The sequence below is a fragment of the Ktedonospora formicarum genome, from assembly GCF_016587355.1.
Classification (GTDB): Bacteria; Chloroflexota; Ktedonobacteria; order Ktedonobacterales; family Ktedonobacteraceae; genus Ktedonobacter; species Ktedonobacter formicarum.
In genome coordinates this window covers 969,485-989,708 of the sequence record NZ_BNJF01000004.1, presented here as the reverse complement: position 1 = coordinate 989,708, position 20,224 = coordinate 969,485, and the positions used below count along the sequence as shown (strand labels likewise).

Here is a 20,224-nt window from a genome sequence, read left to right as displayed (position 1 = left end):
GCTACTGTTTAGCTTTAAGAGTTTTTGCATTAAAAGAAGGGATGCTTTTAGATGCGTCAATGGAAGCTAAAGATTTGTTTAGTATTTTTTATGTTTTCAACGCTATTTTTAGGAATAGCGTTCAACACGCCCCCCGCTAGCGCTCATTCCACAGCTAAACCCCTAAATGCTGCTTTAAGACCTTCGGACCCTTGTGGGCATCGACTAGTTCACCTACATGGAAAAGACGCACCAACAATAACTTGTTTTGATAATAGCAAACAAGAAGTTCAACCTAATATAGGTTTGGGTAACTGTGACAGTGCAGAGGTCACGATTTGGTGGGATACAAGTTTTACTGGAGATTATCTTTGCTTTGTTGGCAACGGTTTTGCTAACCTGACCGACTATGCGCCAGCTTGGTACAACGTTCCACTATGCCATTGCACTTCTTGGAATGATCAAGCTAGTGGTTTTTCTTTACATGGGTGCGCTTTAACTGGCCTACCCCAATCAGGAAACCCTGATTACCCTGGATATTTTGCTAAAGATTCAAATGGCAATGGCCAAAAACAATACTTCAAAGATAACATCAGTAAATCAGCAAAAGATTTTACTGGTATCAATGGAGTACTTGCTAACGACAGTCTTTCATCGATATATATCGATTGCTAGTTCGGGAGTTTAGTAGTTCGTCTTTGGCACCATACCACAAAGTGTCATTTGCATGCAGAATTTTATGCATAAGGAGAAAGCATGTTATGAAGCGATCAACGTGTTTAAAGATTAGCATAATGATTTCATGTCTAGTTTTGATGGCTCTACTTTGCTTTTCTGGCAGCGCTCAAGCTGCCACATTGTCTGGTAGCCAAACGGTTTTAACGAAATCCGATATCGCGCTAATTCAATCATTATTGCCACAGAAAACTATTGGTACAGATATTCATCTTACCTCGAAGCAAATCCAAACTGGAACTGAGCGCACTATTGACCGTGGAAACGGAGCTAAAGTACAAGCAGCGTTAAAACGAACGGATCTTTCTCCACAAGTTAGAAACATTATCCGTAGCATTCCTACTCAAATCAAATGGAGCGTCAAGGCAGAATCTGCTTCCCCACAAGATGCAGCAAATCCCAATAGTTGCTACTATGGGGGTACGGCACATGGATACGTACAAGGTACAAATATCTACGGCGTTGTTCTCTGGTCCTATGATGTTCAACAGCCTTTCTACGTTGATGGAGCCAACGTATGCAGTCTTGGAGCCCGAAACCCAACATTCTACGCAAATGGGTATTTACTGTGGACCTACAGTGGTGAGACCTACAGCAGTGGTTCAGCACCAGCTGTTGGTGAGATAACTCAAATTAACAAAGCTTTTTTCAATGGCCCAGCTCACATTCAAGGAGCAGTGGCAAGGATTACATTGTTCATGTTTAGCGGAGCATATTGGGATGTCAGCGTTGGTATAGAGTAAAAACTTAATAACTACTCCAACCATGTTTTGTGCTTTTTAAGTCCCCAGCCATCAATAGATAGCATCGACGAACATTAAATGCTCAGAAATGGTTCTTGAAGAGCCATTTCTGACATCAATAAATGTACTCTTGCTCTCAAAATACCCTAAAAGGCTCCTGAGTAGTTATCAAATTAGCAAAGTTTGCCAACATGACACATTTGTCGTTATGCATGCATCGCTTAGTAAAGAAGAATTCCTAGCCAGATGATTATCACTTTGTGAAAGGAAGCCCAAAGTGCATAAAAGTTCCATGAAGGTACTTATTATCAGTTTTTTTGTCTCTATATTGTTTATTAGTTTCTTTTCAGAGAGCGCTCTCGCGCATACTCATGCAAACAAGACGGCATCTAATTCCTCTCAAAATAAATGCGCTCATTTACTTGTGCATTTAAATGGCTCAAAACCTGCAACGTTCACTTGTCTGGATCATACTTTAAACGGCGTAATACCCAATACCTCTGTAACTGGCAACTGTGGTAGTGCTCAGGTTATTTTGTACGACGATTATTCAGATGTTTGGGCTCCAGCTCATTCTGTCTGCTTTACAGGCAAGGGGTTTATCAATCTAACAGATATTCCAGGAGACTGTAGCAACATTTTGTATAGCACCTGCGGTCAAAGTTGGAACGATAGAGCAACCGAATATAAATTACAAGGATGCGCTACGAACGGTGGATCATCAACTGATGGCAATTACCCTGGATATTTTGCCAGTGACACTCAAGGTAACGGATTTAGACAATATTTTAAGAACTCACAAAAAGTCTATTGGTTCGGGCATAGTGGGGAAGTTGGAGTGCAAGCGCTATCGTCATTGAATATCGACTGTTAGCCCGAAGAGGAAATCTAACATATTAGTAGGGCTTTAGTTACATAGCCCTACTAATATGTTAAAGTCATTAAGGGCTTTAAGTTTCCTCATCCAATGAGTTTTCTTCTCTCATGCGTTTGTAGCTGTATAAAATTCTCTGACGGAGGTAGGTGGTGTAGTAGGAGAAGAGCCTGGAAGAGTTGTTCCCCTGAGCATGAAAACGGCGGCGTTTCGTATTGTTCTGTAGCAGATGGTGCAGAAAGCTGCAACGTGATGGTGATCTGATAGACCTGTCCGAGTGCTTCATACGGAGCCTCAGTTTCATTATTTTCCTCTATCGCTAAAAGATCATTGGGTGAAAGGTGGTAGAGTTGGCAGAGACGTTGTACAGAGAAGATATTGGGTATGGCTTTGCCTTGTTCCCACCGCGCCACAGTAATGGTGGCAATATCGAGATATTCAGCCACGTCTTCCTGGGTCAACTGTTGGTTTAGCCGAGCCTGACGTAAACGAGTGGCAAATGAAATCTGCATGAGCGATCCTTTCATGAATAGTCTTTCCATGGTTCTGCTAGTGTGAGACGTCAAGAAGTCCTCGCTGTTGGTTTTTAGTAGGTGGAAGGATTTGATGCCAAATCTCCGCGAGCGGTCCCTTCTCGTCTAAGCGCGTTGTTGTGGTTACTCGGACGACGAGCGAAGTGTCCTCTAGAGCGTTTCGCACCACGTGAGACATTCTCTGCTCCTGTCCTGGGTGAGGCACGACCACAAGCAGAATGGGTAGGGTTGCATACTCTCTCATCCAGGTTTGGGTTTCAAGATAATGAGCATAGGAGGAGAATTTCGTCGTGAGATCTCTGGCATGCATTGTGCCCTCATCCCATTCCAGCCAGGAGCAGAAGCGCTTGGCCCCGGCGGCATAACAGAAGGTGGCATCAGGGAGAAAATTATGCCACTGACCTTGCATTCGATAGCGGCGCGCGCTTCGTTCCTCGGTCTCCCACCATTCCAGGACATGCCCCTCTCGTTCCGCCCCCTCCTGCATTCGAGCCAGGAAGGAATAGATACCAGCCGTATGCGCGATTCGGCGGAGCAGGTGAGGTACGCCTCGCTGAACGTATGCTCCCGATGCGGAAGACTCGAATACATGCAAGAGGGAGAGTTGTAGGTACATAGCGATGAATCTTCCCCCTCGTTCACTCAAGGCGTAACGTTTCGCATGCGGGGTATCGTATCTCTCAATACAGGCATGTTTGCGGAGGTCGTAAAGATACCGTGTAACGGTATCTGGTTGAAGACGTGTGAAGGTTGCCAGTTCATCACGTGAAAGTAGAGGATGTTCATAGAGCCTTAGCAAACATTCCAGATGCCGCTGACTCAGTTGAAGACCAAGGAGCGCTATGTTTTCTCGTTTATCCTTTCCATTGAGTAATATGTGTGTGCTCAAGGTTTCTTTCATGAGTTTCGGCTGCTTGCTTTTCTTCTGGCTGAGAGCAAAGATCCCTGGAGGCATCATTTTGGGTGCCAACACATGCGGGAGGGTAGCCTGCGTGGGCATGGGATGCAGTATTTCCTCAAGGTGACAGGGACGTTCTGTCGCGAGATGTTGCCACGGAAGGAGCCAGGGATTGCTGCGCGAGCTTACTGTGTCAGAAGCCAGGTTTGCTATAGCCCCAACGAGTGGCGCAACGCGCAGACGTTCACTGGCTGCTTTTGCTCTCCGCTGCCAGAGGGTACGGCTTCGTGTGTCTCTCGTAAGAATAAGTAATGGTGGAAAATGCGAGTACCAGGGCCAGCGCTCCGCACTTTCGCGAAACTTGAGAAGGGCTTCGAGTCGCTGCTGAATGAGTCGCAGATCTCCTCGTCCAACCAGCCCTGGATCGAGCATCCATAGCACGCTAAAGAGCGCCTCATCCTGTGTATTATCTCCATGAAGTGCAGGGCGAACCATCGCGAGTATGGCATCAACACGACAGCGTTCTGGCTTGCCCTTAAAGAGAAACGAATGTGTATACTCCTGTACCTGATGCCAGCGCAGTGTGGCGGTATGGCCTCCTGAATGCGCGAGCCTGGTTGGTGTGTGTGCAACGAAACCATGCACCACATCCCGCAGGCGTAGTAATGGTGAGAGACGAGAAAGCTGACCCAGCAGATGACGTTCTCCCGCTTTCCACACCTGAGCCAGTTTCACGGGATCAGCCCCTAGAATATCAGCCACGATGCCAATGCCTGCTGTGGTCAGGTAATAGAGAGTTGCTTCGGTAAGGCAGACGCGTATCGGCTCTACCAGCCCTTGCCTCTCAAGAACGTCAAGATGTCGCGAAATGGAGGAGGCGTGTCGTTTGAGTGTGAAAGCCAGATCACCGATACGTTGCAACGGTTGTTTGAGCAGCCACAGTAGGATGCGCTCGTTCATCGACAGGTCGTTCTCCAAGTCTGCGATGAGAGAAGGAACAGGCTCATTAGTTTGTGGGTGCATGAACACTCTCCTCCTGTTGCGTGTCTTGGCCTTGGGTGCCAACCGTCTCTTTCCATCCCATCGCCTCGATGTTGGCAGTCTTGACTGCTTCTTTGGAGCGCTTCTCCTGGTTCTTGCGTCCACGATAGCTGCTCAGGCGTGTGCCATGCGCATCGAGGAGAGAACCTCTCTCCTCGCCAGAATGTTTTGCGGTTGGAGCAGAGCGATTCAGAGCCTCTTGTCCCCTTGTCGGCACGCTTTTCAACGGGCGGGCGACAGATTCGAGGAGCTGCTTGTCTATCTGGCTGATGGAATGCATCAAATGGGTTCTCGCATAGGTGCGTATGCGTTCACTGTGTTCTGGGTGCCCAACAGGGAGGCGTTGCAGAGCCAGCGAAAAGGTCGGTTGACGCTGATTCTCGTAGGTGAGCTTGAGATAGCATTGATGGCCATCGAGATGCAGGATATCTTCTTCATTCACTTCCAGCTCTTTGGCAAGCAGGAGCGCATCTTGCGCTGAACCATGAAAGACAGCCAGATGCTTCACATTCGCGAGCACCAAGGGGAGGAGGTGAGCGTCCACCTCACGCAGGAACTCCGGCGATTGCGTTGCCAGGGTAAAAGCTGCACCGTATTTGCGCAGCTCTGCCAATCCCCCCCAATCGACGCCTTGTAAGATCTGAAACTCGTCAATGAAGATGGGGAGTAAGCGTCGGTCATGCTCTGCCAGCATGGCTTGTTCTTCCAGAGTGATCTGAAGAAGTCCGAGGAGCGTGGCTCCCAGCAGGCGAGCTGTATCCTCCCCAATAACCCCTTTTGCCAGCTTTACTAGGATGATTTTCTCCTGGCGAATACAGGCTGTGAAATCAACCGTGGAGGTGCCCTGACCGAGAATACGGCGCGCAATCTCACTCTCGAACTTGGCGACCTTGGAGAGCACTGGATCAATACGTTCGCGCTGCATGGCGAGCGGAAGTGGTTCATAATAGGTGTGCCACCAGCGCAAGAGATAGGGGTCGCTGATATGTTCCAGCAGAGTATGGCAGAAACTCTCATCGGTGAGCAATGGCATGACATCAAGCAGGGTGTACTGTTTGGAGGCACCCGTGTACACATCCTGTTGGAGCAGGGCTTTGTTGGCCTCATAGAGGGTTCGCAAGCCATACTCAAAGGAGATTTCCATACGTGGCCCCCAACTGTTGACCCAGATATGGGCCAGGGTTCGTAACAGATCCGCAATAGCTTTATCACGTCCTTTACCCATTGTGGCATCGATGGGGTTGAGGCCAACGGCATACGTTGTCTCGCTCAAATCAATCAGCACTACATCTTCAATCCGTTGCTCTGGGACCAGAGGTAAGAGATGATCGACCAGATCGCCATGTGGGTCCACGACGAGAAGTCCACCTTGCTGCATGGCGTCATGCACAAGATGTTCCATCAGGGTCGATTTGCCCTCACCAGATTTGCCGCAGATAAGCATGTGATGGCGTCGGCAGGAGGTGGGGAAGTGAAAGGGCATCACATGCCCTGCGTGTTCACTGGACCCTATCTGATGCCCGGTCGATGCGGCATGCGCAAGCGACAAGGGGAGTGGCAGGGAGCGATGCCGTTGGTAGGCCAGGTGCGCCAAATGTGGAAGGAGGAAAGGATCGGGCAGATGCCACAGATCAGCCACCGACTCAACACTCATCAGATGCGAGGAGCGAGCCACATCCGACCACCAGCCCCAGGACCAGCGCCGCCACTGAAGCCCACGCACACAACGCATCGTGGCCCAGTGGGTGGCTCTGACTGGCACGAAATAGTTGCCAGCTTCTAAATGGAACTGTCGATAGGCCGCAACCAGTCTTTGTAAGAGGTCCATGTTGTCCTGCTGGGTATCCTGGTATGATGATTGGTTACCGTTGACTGCCATTGTATCCGATGAAGCCGGGCCAATAGCATAGAGCCGGAGACGCACATGGTAGGCCGAATACGTCGTCTTGCTCGCAACGAGACGCATATCATAGAGTGGGCGTTGCAAGAAACGGCGACGGAATTGGTCAACGAGCACGAAACCAGTGAATAGCACGAGGAGTAGCCCTAGCATTCCTCCGATGAGCAGTGGTGAGCGTGCTGAAAGGTGCCCATGAAGGAGGTCACGAAGTGGTTGCTGTATCCAGGGAGGAAGGGCTTGCACATAATGTGTTATCCCCAGGAGTACCGCAAGCAGGCTACCCATCAAGAAGAGTGTCCCCGTTGTGGGCACATTCCCTGCTAGGCGAGTTGTGGAGAGATGGTGCTGCTGCTCGCGGCGTTCTGGCTCCAATGCGTGCTCAACGGCTTTTCGCTGGTAGCTACGTGCCCATCCTGCCCTGGCAGGCACGAAGGCCAATTGGGAGATCACGCGCCTTTGCTCGGGAACATCATCAAGCGCTGCCAGCAGCCCTAACATGGGATCAGTGCTTGCCACGGAGGGGAGCTTTCCCTCTCGACTCCAGGTGTGGAGGGGCAAATAGGAAGCCGCCCCTGCTTTCAATTCCAGCATGGAGGCAACTTCCTCTTTCTCAAGACGGAACGGATCAGTGTGTGGCGCAACTGGCTCGATGCGCACATGCGGGTAGCGAGCGCGGAGTTGCGACTCGACATGCTTTAGTGCTGCCTGTGTTGTGGCCCGGATGAGGAATGAGCGCTGCTGATGCTCTCCCACCAGTTCCAGAGCCAGAGGATGCCGCTGGTCGAGTGCGAAGCTCTGGATAGCAGCAGTCATCGCGCTGGGATCATCCTGCTTCTGTGTGGATGGGATAATCTGAAGCGCGTAAGATGCTGCCTGCTGACGTGATGGAAGAAAAGTGTTTTTAGGCATGATGAACCTCGCCATCGAGCAAGCCGCTCTGGACCAGGGTGCGTAGGGCCTCATGCAGTTGTGCGGGTTCCGCTCGGTCGTTCTGGAGCAGGTGTATGACCTGCTCAATGTGCTGAAACTTGGAGTCGGCTCGCCAGTGAGCCAGTTCACGCGGATTGGTGCTCGCCAGAATATGCTCCAAGGGACTGGCTTCAAAGGCCAGTTGGAGACGTTTCTCATTCGTTAGAAAGAGGGCTTCACCTACACCTAAGCGCCGCAAGAGCTGGACTTCATGCGAAGAGAGCTTGAAGAGCTCACTCATCAGATCAAGAGTACTCACATCCTGACGCATGAGCACATGGACCGCGCAATTGGCGATAATGGAGCTCTGCGCAAAGATACGTGGATGCTGAGAGATGACCGTCACACCGATATAGTGCTTGCGCGCTCGACGCACAAAGTCTTCCAGAAAAAGGGCTCCACTTTCATATTGCATCAGCGTCGCTGCCTCATCGATAATCAACTGGCGCGGGATTGTGGACTGATAGGATTGTGTCCAGATGAAATTGGAGACGAGAAAGAGTCCAACCGGGCGCAACTCCGTTTCCAGATCATGAATATCAAAGGTCAGGACACGACCATCCAGATTGACATTGGTTTGATCTGCAAAGAGACCGGAGAGGCTGCCCCAAACAAAGCGATGGAGTCGTTGAAGCAGGCCAGTCGTATCTGGTCCACACACGCCACTTTCCAGAACCTGATAGAGATCCCGCATCAAGGGCACCTGACGATCATGGGTGCGCACATCACTGGTAATGCCAACTCGGCGATAGGTTTCAAAGAGCGCCCGATCCAGGAGCCCCTTCTCTTCTGCACCAACCTTTCCCGCACCATCTGGGGTATGATCCGCGAGCATGATATCAAGCAGAGAATGGAGTTTTTGCACATGATCCGCCAGGCGGTCTCCATGATCCTCCTGCTGACTTTCTTTGTCGTGCGTTCGTGTTGGTTTGGGCAGATCAAAAGGATTGAGATGTTGGGCCGAGCCAGGAGCGAGACGGATGATACTGCCGCCAAAGAGCCTTGAGAGATAGCCATATTCCCCCTCGGGATCGATAATGATGGCCTGGAAATTGGTTGCTTCTGGCTCTGCTTGTTGCTGTGCCACTGCATATTTGAGTGCCAGACGCAGAACCCCATTTTTGACGGCATGTGATTTGCCCCATCCAGGTGGGCCAAGCACAATCCGATTCGCGTTGGGGATATCATGGGACCAGGCATCAAAGGTGACCAGATCACGCGCTGGTGTGACCCCTTCCAAAATGCCAGTGGGATGGTAGAGCGCATTGGAGAGGAAGGGAAACATGGCTGAGGCGCTGCGACTATTGAGGAGCATTCCTGCGTCCTTCAGATGATTGCGCACATGTGGCAGACAGGACCGAAAGGCTTGTTCCTGTTCAAAGAGGGCTGGTCGAGCTACCACTTGCATATTCTGAAGAATAGAGAGCACTCGCCGGGTTCGCTCATTCAATTCCCGCTTGCTCGCGCTACGGAGCACGATATGCAGGGACACATCGAGCATTCGCTCTTCGCCCGATGCAAGCTTGGTGAGGAGCGAAGCCACATCGGCAGCTGCCACTTGGGTATGTGGGTCCGAGGCCGTGCCTTTACGCGAGGCTAAGAGCGATGACTCAAATTCCATTTGTCGTCGCCGGAATTGCGCAATCATCTGTGCCGAGGGATAGGGGTGAATATGGAAGGAAACCTCCAAGGGTTCGTCGAGATCGGCTAATGGTTTGAGCCAGCCGGCATGGACGCGTCGAGGAAGGTGATGGATGACCAGGACACGTGCATATTCATCTTCCAGACGCAGGCAATCACGTTCGATAGCGATACCCGCTGGCGCAACGAGGTCTGCCAATTGGGTGAAATCTCGCCCAGCTACGGTGGGCTCTGGCGTCGGTCGTTTTCGTGTTCGCTGGGTGTGTCGTTCGGGGGACGCTTGCTCAGAGACCGAAGCATCACGTTGTGCTTTCGTTGGATCTTGCTCGAAAAAATAGGCGCTCGTCTGGGAAGATCCATGATGATGGGCCAACCAACCGCTGGCCTCAATGGGTCTTCCCACACTCTCGATGACTTCATCAGGGAGAGACTGACGAGCATGCAAGACACAGGAGGCATAGAAACGCGTTAGCATCCGTGTCCCTTCCAGTCGCTTGACAGCTAAGCCCATATTGGAAAGCAGACGCGAGACTTCGCGCACGCGGACATCGAGTTCCATTTTGGCCTGTTCAAAGGCTTCCGCCTGACTGCTGTGCCGAGTGTGTGAGGCGTGCATCCAGCGTTGCCACACAGGCACTTGGCGATGTGGCGCTCCCTCGATTTTCAGGAGGAGATAGAGCGAGCGCTCTAAAAGCGTCCGACGCGCACCCAGGTGGGATAACAGAGTGGCATGGTCATCCGCGACAGGGTGCCACGGCTCCTGTGCCGTTTCAGCAATGGGCGCTGCGCCCTGGGTATGCGTAGCACGCTCCGAGAGAGTGAATTGGGAACCATATTGTTGTATATCCAGAGGGAGGACACGCCAGAGAATCTGAATATCATAGGGCAGCGATGCCAGAAAGGCCTGGTACAATTCGTTGATAAGGTGTTGCTCATCCTCACCTTTCAGGTCGTAACAGATACCCTCGACCTGAAGCACGGTTGCATAGTCAAAGCACCCAGGCGTCTCGGATGCCAGACAGAGGATCTGCTGATGGATCGCTCGTGCTTTGATGATATCTTCCTGTACCCAGCGATGTTTTTGACGGAAGGGGTGTCTATGGCTTGCCTCTTTTGAGGAGTGTGTGCGGTGAATCGAGTGCATATTTATGCTTCTTCCTCCTGTTCAACAGGTCGAGTCGCAAGAGACTGTGGTATGGACATACCATGCTCCTCCCTCATCGTGAGGAGCGTGGAGGAATGCCAGACGAAGGTGCGTGAACGAGCATAATATCGAAGTGCCAGCATCAACCACATTTCGAGAGAGCGCTCTCTGAAGCGGAAGGTGGCGATGATAAACGTCGCAAAGGCAAGCATGCCTGTGAGAATGTAATGCAGGAGGGGACCACCGCCAGCCCATTGATCGAGCCAGAAAAGGTGATTCCAGGTGCTATACACCAAACTGCCGCCGAGAAGCACAATTATGCCTTGGCGCATGGTGATGGTGAGTGAAAAACCAAAGATCTCAAGTGTGATGGTGTCTGCAACTTTGAGATGGGTTGGAATCTGGTAGCTCTGCTTGGGTTGGGATGAGACCGCCATCGAGGATTGACTCCTTATTTCTTGATGTTATTGACCAGTTCGGTCGAGATGGTTGTGGCAATCACGACGATGATGGCTCCCACAATCACCATGCCAATCGCGCGTTTGATGTGGGCCGCACGCTGGTAATCATCAAGAGACGTGATATACATGTATCCAAGCACCGCCAGGGCAAAGGCAACCACAGGGATGAGATAACTTGTGATAAGCGTGGTTAGATTGCTAAAAGCCGAACCGATACTGGCTCCCAGCACGAGTGAAGAAACAAGCAAAAGCATACAAAAAGGAGCTCCTTTCTAAAATCATCCGTTTGTCTTGTCAATATGATGAGCATTACGCTTGACGGAGAAAGCCACGCACGGTATAGACATCAGGCTTCGTCCAGGTTTCAATAGAAAGGTCTGGATGCAGCGGCATCGTGTACCAGTTGGCAGCATCTGCGCTCTGACCAGCAGGCCAGCGATTGCCTGGAGCATTGGCTTGTGCCACGGTGACGGAGCCATCCTTCCCGTTGTGAGGAGGGGTTACCGCAAGCACTACCGCAATATGTCCAGCTTCTCCGCCTTTCCAGATCATCAAATCTCCAGGAGCAGGGAATCCACGCTGGCTCGGAGGATATTCTGTAGAGGAAATGGTGCGCCACCCCTGCTGGTGTTGATACTTCGGCCAGAAATCGACCGCATTGGCAATCTGTGGTAACGGATAACCTGCTAGATAGTAAGTCCCGACCGCAAAGTAGACACATTGCAGCGTTCCTGTGTGTGCGTACCAGCACACATCATCATTGGAGCCAGGACAGATACTCTTCCAGTAGGCATACACCGGACGCATAAACGGATCATTGGGATCATAGAGATTTGAGCGCACTCCCGAGAGATGCTGTGAGAGGGCTTGAGCCGCCTCCACAATGGAGGTTGCACCTTTCCCAGGCTCAATCCGCACCTGACCAGATTGAGAAACGCCGACGGTTGGAAGCACGCTTGCCAGGGGAGCAAACAGCATGACCACAAAGAACATGAAGGCAAGCACCTGGATTACCACCGCGACCACACCCAGACGGATCAGCATTCCCATACATTTCCCTCCTCTTCTCAAGCCGCCAGTATGGCGACCTTGGCTATGGCTTCGCCAGTGTCTTCGGCGGCTCCCTGGACCGCCTGTGCTCCGGCTACCCCTATCGAGACTCCATCAGGGACTCCATTCATGAGCAATCCAAGGGGCTTGGAGACCAGCATAGTTGGAAGCTTGAAGGCAAGATAGAGTCCTCCAATACCAATTAGCATCCCAACAACGGACACCCCTTTTGGACCCGTCGCCGCCAGAATGGTCGAAGATAGGTAGAGGCAGAGGTTTTGTAAGATTGGCATGAGCAAAGTCGAGACAAAGAGCTGCATCCACCAGTTGCCCCACTCCTGCGTTTGTGGAAGGGTAAAACAGGCAATGCCAAGTGGAGCCAGTACGATCAGGAAGTCCAGTAGAGCCAGATATACAAAGCGCTGGGAGAGAATCATGATCGACATCACTAACTCAGCCAGATAAAAACAGACGATCCGCAAGGCCGTCGAACCGCTAGAGGTATCAATCGTGCCAGTTGGGAGCAAGTTTACCTTACTGCCAAAGAGCGTTTGCAGACTACTGGTCAGGGCATTTTGCAGTTCGATGACCTGGGGAATGTAGAACAAACTAAAGTTGGCTGCGATGACCGCAATGAGCAAACGTACCGCAATCTGGCGGAAATCGCGATAGCCACCTAGCATATAGGTATATCCACCAATAGTCAGGAAGAGTGCCAGCGCAGCATCTAGAACTCCAACACTCCAGGCATGGAGCTTCTTGACGGTGTCATGCTCATAGGTGAGGTCCTTGGGGGTTGCATTGATGACGCCCCAGCTCTCTGCCCACGTCACAAGCCCTTCCAGGGTATTGGCGATGCCATGAAGCATGTACCGAACCAGACCTTTAAAGCCATCAATAGCCCATTGTTTGACATCAAAGCCCACTTGAGGTGTTGATGTGGTTGGGGTCTGGGTGCGACCGGGAATCCCGAGTTGGGGGCTGGAGGGTACCGCAACCCCTCCTTTGCCAATAGCAGGAAACAATAGGGTTTGGGAAGTGGGAGTGATTGTGCTGGAGAGCATCGTTCCCACGACAAGACAGATGCCAAGGAGCAACCCAAGAGATGAAAACGCACGCCAAATGCGCTTGGATGCAGTGCCAGGAGATGGTCGTGGCGATGCAATGCGTCGAGTAAAATCCATGGTGGGTCGTCGTAAGAGCATGTATCACCTCACAATCTCTTTATAAAATGTGTGAAATACCACAGGTTGACCTAACGTGCTGTTGTAGGTAGTACGTTAGGTTGAATGAATAACAAAGGTTTCTTTACTGGCATATCTTCATCGCATGAAGTTACATAGGCATACCTTTCTCTGTCTCTTGTTTCACTGCAATGTTGACTTGTGCCTCCTCTCATTCGCAACGGGGAGGATTTCTCTCCGCACTTTAGTTATACTGGTTTCTCTGTGAGAAAGATAGAAACAAGTTGTATCATTTTATGGATCACTTTTCATGTATCATCTTGCTCGGGAACACTCATGTAAATGTAACTTAGGTCTTGCCATTTGCTCACGTGGGTATTGCCGCAAGAGCAGAGAGTGCCCTTCAATAGGACATATGCCCCATGTGTTCCCTACTCGGAAAGTTTATACTGCTCTCAAGATGCTTTCCATTCTTGCAGATAAATTATCTTTGGAGATAAAGGTATGTCAAAGCGTATTCCAAAATCAATCTGGCTTATAACTTTGTTCGTCGCTGTTGTCCTGGGAATTTTGGTTGGGATCGCGCTCCCGCAAAATACGTTCATTACCCTATTCCCTCTCGTCTTTGGTTGGGTATTTCTTCCATCCATTGGGTGGTCACTTCCTGGTGTCGATGAAGTTACCCACGTACCACAATGGTTCCTCTGGCTCGTCGTCTTTTACTACCCGCTTGCGACGCTGATAGCGAGTGTTTGTGCCTATTGGACACTGTGGGCTACTGAAAATCGGCGTCAAGCGCTGCTGGTGGTGGGGCTGTTCGTATGTGTGAGTATCCTGGTCTGTGTACCAGTGAGTCTGGTAGCACCAAGCCTAAACAGCAATGGAACCACATTTGCTGTCTCTCTTACCACCATCATCCCTGTTGTGCTCAACCTATTGTTTTCAGCAGGGCTGGGTTGGTGTATTGGATGGCTCATACCCAAACCCAAGCGGGGAATGATTTCATGAGAAGAGGTGGGCCGCGAAACCCATTGGCAATGAACGCTTTTCTTTTCGCGCTCCCCCCTTCATCTATTGGCAGGGTACTTTCAAGATCTTCTGGTTCACAGAAGTTGTAGCAAAGCTCAAGCTGAATTCGCAGCCCACGCTCCCAGAGCAGGACGGGAGGTGTAGCATTTACTCGGCACAACGCAGTTGAAGATAGTCGGCAACCGTTGGATGGAGCATGTATTGACCATCTCCAATGCATTCGATCAAGCCTGCATCACTGAGCGCATCCAGTACATCAACGGAGCATTGCGCTTGTGTGATAGCTTCTGCTTCGGTGAAGCTGGCTGGTTTCGGTGGAAAGACTGAGAGCGCGGAGAACGCAATACGCACACGCTCGGATAAGTACTGCTCTGTAGCCGAGATGGCAGCATACAAAGATCGTGGGAGGGAATGTTTCTGATGAGAATGAAGCCCATGTAGACCTAATACTTGCTCCAAATGCATACGCTCATGTATGTTAGAAAGACGGCACAAAGCGGATTGAAGACGGCGTGCCTGTCCTGTGATTCCTTGCGTTCGGAGATAGTTTCCCATGATGGTAAGGGCTAGTGGGAGGCTGCCAACTGCTCTTACGAGATAGCATGCCTGAGAATGGTTTAATTCGAGAGAATCGCTGAAGGACGCAAGCATATGAAGTAAGGTGAGCCCATCGTCCTCACTGAGTTCCTGGATCTGTATGAGGCTGTCAATCGTAAAGCTTGCAGCTGCGCGAAGGGAACGACTGGTCAAGATATATGCACAGTTGGGGCCTCCCACCTTGAGAGCAAGTGCATCGTCAATGTTCCAGACATCATCAAGGACGAGAAGGATTCTTTTTTGTCCAATAACCCTTCGTAATGCCTTAGGCCAGGTTTCATGATGCTCCTGCAAGTCGGTAGATGAGAGACCAAGCTCCTGTCCCAAGCGTTGATAGAGTACATCTATGTCTGGTTGAGCACCTAACTCTGCCCACAGTATTCCATCACGAAAATGCTCCTGTATAGTAGCATCGTGAACTAGAGTCGTCACAATTGAAGTTTTTCCAACTCCAGGAAGGCCGTGGAGCGCGATCAAAGGATGGAATTTCTCATTAAGGAGAAACCGAAGATGTTCTAACTCTTTGTAGCGCCCCATAAGAGGGATGTCTGGAAGAGGTGGAATAGCTGGATCGTAGAGGAAGCCGCGTGAAGCAAGTTTCGGATAATCGGTCTGTGAATCAAAACCGAACTCGCGCTTGGTTGCTCCCAGAACTTGACAAAGCTTCGTCTGATAATAGTCCTGGGGATGCGAGCGGCCAGTTTCCCAGCGACGAATAGTTTGACGACTGACACCCATGAGGTCAGCCAAGGCCTGTTGTGAAAGGTGACGATGCAGGCGAAAATGCGAGATCGCACGATAATTCCACTCTTCGCTCTTCATAGATAGCTTCCCCCTCTAATCGAGAGATAATGTGTATGCCATGCACTTCATGCCAGTGAAATACATGCCTGCGCTAAAGAGAAAAAGAAGCTCGTCCTTGAGCAGGTGCTCTGAGAAAAGCATTGCGATCCATGCTCCACATAACTTTTCTGTCTGCTAGTGTGCCAGCAATTGACTGCGAGGGGAACGAACAGAGGGCATACAAAACTCATACAGGACTCATACAGGACCCATAGAGAAGGCGTGTACACCCGCATTTTGTCGCTTTCCGACCATTAAAACCTTGTGGCGAGAAAAAAGGATGTGTTAATATCGATGAGGAAGGATAACGTATAGGTAGATCTGGTGCTTTTTAGACACATATTCTAGATAAAATCTATATTTCGCTGCAGGGATGCGCATTCGGGTACTTTGAGTCGAAATATTCATGGCACAAGCAAATGTTTTATTGAAGAATGCGCGTAAGGATCAGGGCTTGACCCAAGCGATCCTGGCCGAGAAATTACACGTTGACACACAGACTGTTAGTAGCTGGGAGCGAGGAATACGCGCGCCTCTACCAGACGTGCGCAAGCGCCTATGTGAATTATTGGGAAAGTCTCCAGAGCAGCTTGGGCTCTCCTTTGCTGAAGAGAATGAGGCTGACAATTCTCAATTACAGGTTGCAGTCGCATCCGTTCAAAAGGCTATTGTGCCCTCTTCTTTAGAAACCGTCGCGATTTCTCTTCCTCAAGACCGCTCTATTGTGGACACTACAGAGATCGAGATCCAAGCGTTCCCACCACTTCAAGCAATATCCTTATCTGCCCAAGTGAATAATGATAGCCTAAGATTGCACCTTCTGAATCGTGTGTATTCACTCTGGATCGTTGGATTTTTTCAGCATTCTCTCTTTCGGTCAATCTTACTCAGGTTGCAATTGTATGAGCAACCCAACGCTGTGAATAATCCCTGGCATCAGACTGTTCAAGAATCTAATTTACCAGCTCGTTTGTTGCCTATTGGAACCAGAATCATCCAAGTGTATGATGAGGCAGACGGTGAAGTGCTCATTCTAGGAAAGCCAGGTGCGGGAAAAACAACGCTACTCTTGGAATTGACTCAGCAGCTCCTCATGCGCGCACAAGAGAATGAGCAACACCCAATGCCAGTGGTCTTTAATTTGTCGTCGTGGGCTGAGAAACAACAACCATTGCAAGAGTGGCTAATTGAAGAATTCACCATGCGGTATCAGGTTCCCCCAAATCTAGCAAGAGCCTGGATAGAAGAGGAAGCTATCACACTCATGCTTGATGGGCTTGATGAGATGGCGGGTGACTATCGCACAAAATGTATTGAAGCTATCAACACCTACAGACAAACGCATGGTCTCGTCTCCATCGTTGTCTGTTGTCGACAAGACGATTATTTTGCACAACCTGCTCGTATATTACTGAATAAGGCTATTGTAGCTCAACCATTGACGGAGCAACAGGTTGATCAGTATACATCGCATGAGAATTTCAACGTGAAATCAATGCGATTGGCACTTCAGAAAGATCCAGACCTGCAAGCAATGGTCACAACTCCCTTGATGCTAAATATTCTGACACTTATTTATCATGAAACACCCCAGGGAAAAGCATCGTTGATCTCTTCTCTTCCTGTACATCGCCAGAATATCTTTCAGACATATGTAGAACGAGTGACGAAGAGAGGCCTATTGCAACGCAATTACACGCTTGATCAGACCAATCATTGGCTATCATGGTTAGCACGACAGATGCAAGCACATAATCAAAGCGAATTCTATCTTGAGCGCTTGCAACCTACCTGGCTCCCACATACAGCATATCAGCGCTATCAGGCCGCTATTCTCAGGCTTATTTATGGGATAGATATTTTTGTAGTAGCAGCGCTCTTCGCCTGGATACGTGGAGGCAAGCGTGGAGACGAAGTTGGTGTAGGTATTGGATTACTTGGGGAACTGGGAGGTAGATCAGGAAACGATGTTTTGGGTTGGATGAAACCTGGATTAGGAGGGGGATTAGAGGCAGGTGGAAGTCTCGGCATTCTTCTTGCACTTGTCGTTGTCATCGTCACGCTTCTGATGGGTTCTCCAATGCCAATCTTCTCCTGGAGGACATTATGGCAAAGTGTTACAAGTGGGCTCCGTAACGCTAGCCTGATAGGTGTTGGTGTCACGCTTATTGCAGGCATTCTTTTTAGCTTGAGTCAAGGTCTGATTGGAGGGTTTGAAAGCGGATTAAGTATGGGACTCTTTAGTGGTTTACTTGCTGGTTTATTAACAGGTTTAATCAATGGTTTGAAAAGTAAGCCAGAAATGGCTCATATAGTACAAGATCCTTCTGAGCCCTTACAAAAAAATAAACAATGGCAGAAAAGCAATGTTATCAAGCGATTTTGGGATACAGTATTTTATGGGTGTTGCGCCGGTGTCGGATTTGGAGGCGTTTATGCCTTGCTCGCTGGAGGTATTAATACGTACGTTCTCACCTATGGAGCCATCGCAGGCGCATTTATGGGTCTTATCTTTGGTGCCGGAGGAGGAACCAATCTGCTACATTTAGGGAGCGGAATAGAGCCCGTAGAAAGAGTTGCCTGGTCATGGCGTAATATGCGCTATCATGCGACCAAATCCCTTACGAAGGGCCTTCTTTTGGGCATGATGGTTATGCTTGGGGTTTCCATAACTTTGAGCATCGCGAGTAGTGGTTTCTATGGTCTCGCTTATGGTATGCGTTATGGAATAATCTATGGAATGATCGTTGGCCTGGTGGGTGGATTGGCCGCAATCTTTACTGGAAGCCTGGCAAGCGGGTGGTCTAGTGATATATTGGATGAGCATCAGTTCGTCAGACCCAACGAAGGCATCCGCCGTTCTCTCAAAAATGCGCTTTTAGTAGGATGTGTCTTCGGGCTAGTGGGAGGAGTTGCAAGTGGCCTGATCAGTGGTTTCGCGTTTGGATTCGTAGGTAGGCTGGGAGGATGGCCTATCTTGAGCGCAGGATTTACTATACTTTTTGGGGTTATCTTTGTGCTGCAATGCTTCATCCTACAAGGTGGTGGTGCTTGGGTGAAACATTATGTATTACGATGGTATTGCTGGCGTGCTGGGTATATGCCTCGGAACTACGCACATTTTCTGGATTATGCGGCTGACAGCATCTTACTTCGCAAGATTGGTGGCGGATATATGTTTGCCCACCAGCTCTTACGAGATTATTTTGACAAGCTTGAGATGCAAGGCGAAATCTCTCATCACTCAAACAAGAAGCTACAGATTCGCCATACGGATAACATCGATCATATTGAATGCGACAGTCATGCAAATCCGCCAGTTTAAAAGAGCCCAAATAGTCGAAAGGTGATCACGGTAACAACAGCTGCAAGTACTGTGCCAATCAGTGCCTGGAAAGAGGTATGAGCGCGAACCTGCCAACGGGCCCAGCCGACGACAAATACCAACGGGGTCAGAGAGAGAAAAATAGGCCCATACATCAGTATGATGACGGTTACTGCGCCTGCCATACCGACCATATGCAAACTTATCTTTGTAAATTTGGTAATGATAAGTGCAAGCAGAACAGCAACGATGACCGCGACCATGGTTGCCAACAGATGCGATGAGGCATGCAGTAGCAACAAACCAACAAAGACAAGGGCCACGCATCCAGTCGCGAATAACATTGGCACCAGGCGTTGCTCCCTCCGACTGACATGATGATCAGTATAGCGTCCCCGACGAACCCCTTGCCAAACAAAAATAAGAGGCGCTAATGAGACCCCAACAGCGGTTACGACCCACCAGAGTAATCCCTGCCAGACGTTGGGTGCTGTGGCAATCGCAACTAACAAACAAAGGGGGAGGGCTACAAAGAGAGGATTTGTCACCGTAGAAACGACATAAGCAAGTTTTTCCCAGGGCCCTTTAAACGAAGAAAACTTCTCCTCACCAGTAGGTTGCGCCGAACGTTCCATAGCTACCTTCCATATATCAATAGGCAAATTAATATTTTACCCTTAGTGGCCTCCTGCCCTATACCTCGTGGTCCAACCTATCATTATGAGCATGTTCTTAGCAAAAACAGCCTTACTACAAGGCAAACCTCTTAGCACTTATCCTCTATTGGCAGTAGTGGCTTATTCATGCTGAGCTTCATACTCTCACATAGCATAGCATAAGCAAGCAGCCATTGCACACCTAATATTTATTGTGATAGGACCTTGTCCCATTTTAAACTTATACATGTTAGGAATCTACATGTTTTGTGTTTATATAACATTAAATCCTCTAAAAGTGGGTTTATAAGCATTGTGTAACTGGCTATTTAAGTGCACAAATAGATCTAAATAGCAAATATTATGAGAAGTGGTAAAATAGGAATTAACAAGACTAGCTACTAAAATGCTCTCTCTTCTGCTAGTCTTTCTTGGCCCTACTATTAAGAGAAATATGCATCACTCGTAATTGAGCAGAAAATGTTGGCAAATTTGCCAATGCGTGGATGTGCCGATTTTTTGACGAATGGAAGGTAGGCAAATAGAGCCACATTATCCGGTGAAGAGCTCAAAGAAGCCGAGGGAAATAAGCTCAAACAATGAGGTCTTCATCACTTAATGT

The 20,224-nt window shown here is 49.5% G+C and carries 15 protein-coding genes; 5 read left to right on the top strand and 10 right to left on the bottom strand.

The features are described from left to right. Window positions 1–51: 51 nt before the first annotated feature. The 3 genes from K3T82_RS36020 (at window position 52) to K3T82_RS36010 (ending at window position 2,331) form a co-directional block, all read left to right on the top strand. Complete coding sequence (locus K3T82_RS36020; protein ID WP_220198302.1) at window positions 52–654, top strand: hypothetical protein; 603 nt, start codon at window positions 52–54, stop codon at window positions 652–654. Between the two features lie 86 nt (window positions 655–740). After that, on the top strand, window positions 741–1,457 hold the full coding sequence (locus K3T82_RS36015; RefSeq protein ID WP_220198301.1) for a hypothetical protein: 717 nt from the start codon (window positions 741–743) through the stop codon (window positions 1,455–1,457). A 277-nt stretch (window positions 1,458–1,734) separates the two neighbouring features. Further along, window positions 1,735–2,331: a hypothetical protein gene (locus tag K3T82_RS36010; RefSeq protein WP_220198300.1), complete on the top strand. Its 597-nt coding sequence runs from the start codon at window positions 1,735–1,737 to the stop codon at window positions 2,329–2,331. 86 nt (window positions 2,332–2,417) lie between these two features. Here the strand turns inward: K3T82_RS36010 and K3T82_RS36005 are convergent, their stop codons facing one another. Genes K3T82_RS36005 through K3T82_RS35970 form a run of 8 tightly spaced genes read right to left on the bottom strand, consistent with a single transcriptional unit; the run spans window position 2,418 to window position 13,173 of the window. After that, entirely contained in the window at window positions 2,418–2,843 is a 426-nt protein-coding gene (locus tag K3T82_RS36005) for a helix-turn-helix domain-containing protein (protein WP_220198299.1), read from the bottom strand. Between the two features lie 37 nt (window positions 2,844–2,880). Beyond that, on the bottom strand, window positions 2,881–4,785 hold the full coding sequence (locus K3T82_RS36000) for a replication-relaxation family protein (protein WP_220198298.1): 1,905 nt from the start codon (window positions 4,783–4,785) through the stop codon (window positions 2,881–2,883). Then, entirely contained in the window at window positions 4,769–7,612 is a 2,844-nt protein-coding gene (locus K3T82_RS35995) for a DUF8128 domain-containing protein (protein ID WP_220198297.1), read from the bottom strand. The genes K3T82_RS36000 and K3T82_RS35995 overlap by 17 nt, the downstream gene beginning before the upstream one ends. After that, a complete protein-coding gene (locus K3T82_RS35990) occupies window positions 7,605–10,457 on the bottom strand; it encodes a VirB4 family type IV secretion system protein (protein WP_220198296.1) in 2,853 nt (950 codons plus the stop codon). The genes K3T82_RS35995 and K3T82_RS35990 overlap by 8 nt, the downstream gene beginning before the upstream one ends. A gap of 2 nt (window positions 10,458–10,459) precedes the next feature. Further along, on the bottom strand, window positions 10,460–10,894 hold the full coding sequence (locus K3T82_RS35985) for a hypothetical protein (protein ID WP_220198295.1): 435 nt from the start codon (window positions 10,892–10,894) through the stop codon (window positions 10,460–10,462). A gap of 14 nt (window positions 10,895–10,908) precedes the next feature. Beyond that, window positions 10,909–11,172: a TrbC/VirB2 family protein gene (locus K3T82_RS35980; protein ID WP_220198294.1), complete on the bottom strand. Its 264-nt coding sequence runs from the start codon at window positions 11,170–11,172 to the stop codon at window positions 10,909–10,911. Window positions 11,173–11,227: 55 nt separating this feature from the next. After that, window positions 11,228–11,968 (bottom strand): CHAP domain-containing protein, encoded by a 741-nt coding sequence (locus K3T82_RS35975; protein ID WP_220198293.1) that lies wholly within the window; start codon window positions 11,966–11,968, stop codon window positions 11,228–11,230. Between the two features lie 17 nt (window positions 11,969–11,985). After that, window positions 11,986–13,173 (bottom strand): hypothetical protein, encoded by a 1,188-nt coding sequence (locus tag K3T82_RS35970; protein ID WP_220198292.1) that lies wholly within the window; start codon window positions 13,171–13,173, stop codon window positions 11,986–11,988. Window positions 13,174–13,656: 483 nt separating this feature from the next. Between K3T82_RS35970 and K3T82_RS35965 the strand changes: the two genes are divergently transcribed. After that, a complete protein-coding gene (locus K3T82_RS35965; protein ID WP_220198291.1) occupies window positions 13,657–14,160 on the top strand; it encodes a hypothetical protein in 504 nt (167 codons plus the stop codon). 168 nt (window positions 14,161–14,328) lie between these two features. Here the strand turns inward: K3T82_RS35965 and K3T82_RS35960 are convergent, their stop codons facing one another. Beyond that, a complete protein-coding gene (locus tag K3T82_RS35960; RefSeq protein WP_220198290.1) occupies window positions 14,329–15,600 on the bottom strand; it encodes a helix-turn-helix domain-containing protein in 1,272 nt (423 codons plus the stop codon). 427 nt (window positions 15,601–16,027) lie between these two features. On the opposite strand from K3T82_RS35960, the gene K3T82_RS35955 reads away from it, so the two are divergent. Next, window positions 16,028–18,946: a helix-turn-helix domain-containing protein gene (locus K3T82_RS35955; RefSeq protein ID WP_268886706.1), complete on the top strand. Its 2,919-nt coding sequence runs from the start codon at window positions 16,028–16,030 to the stop codon at window positions 18,944–18,946. On the opposite strand, the gene K3T82_RS35950 is transcribed toward K3T82_RS35955, so the two are convergent. Beyond that, complete coding sequence (locus tag K3T82_RS35950) at window positions 18,943–19,581, bottom strand: hypothetical protein (protein ID WP_220198288.1); 639 nt, start codon at window positions 19,579–19,581, stop codon at window positions 18,943–18,945. The genes K3T82_RS35955 and K3T82_RS35950 overlap by 4 nt on opposite strands. Window positions 19,582–20,224 lie beyond the last annotated feature (643 nt).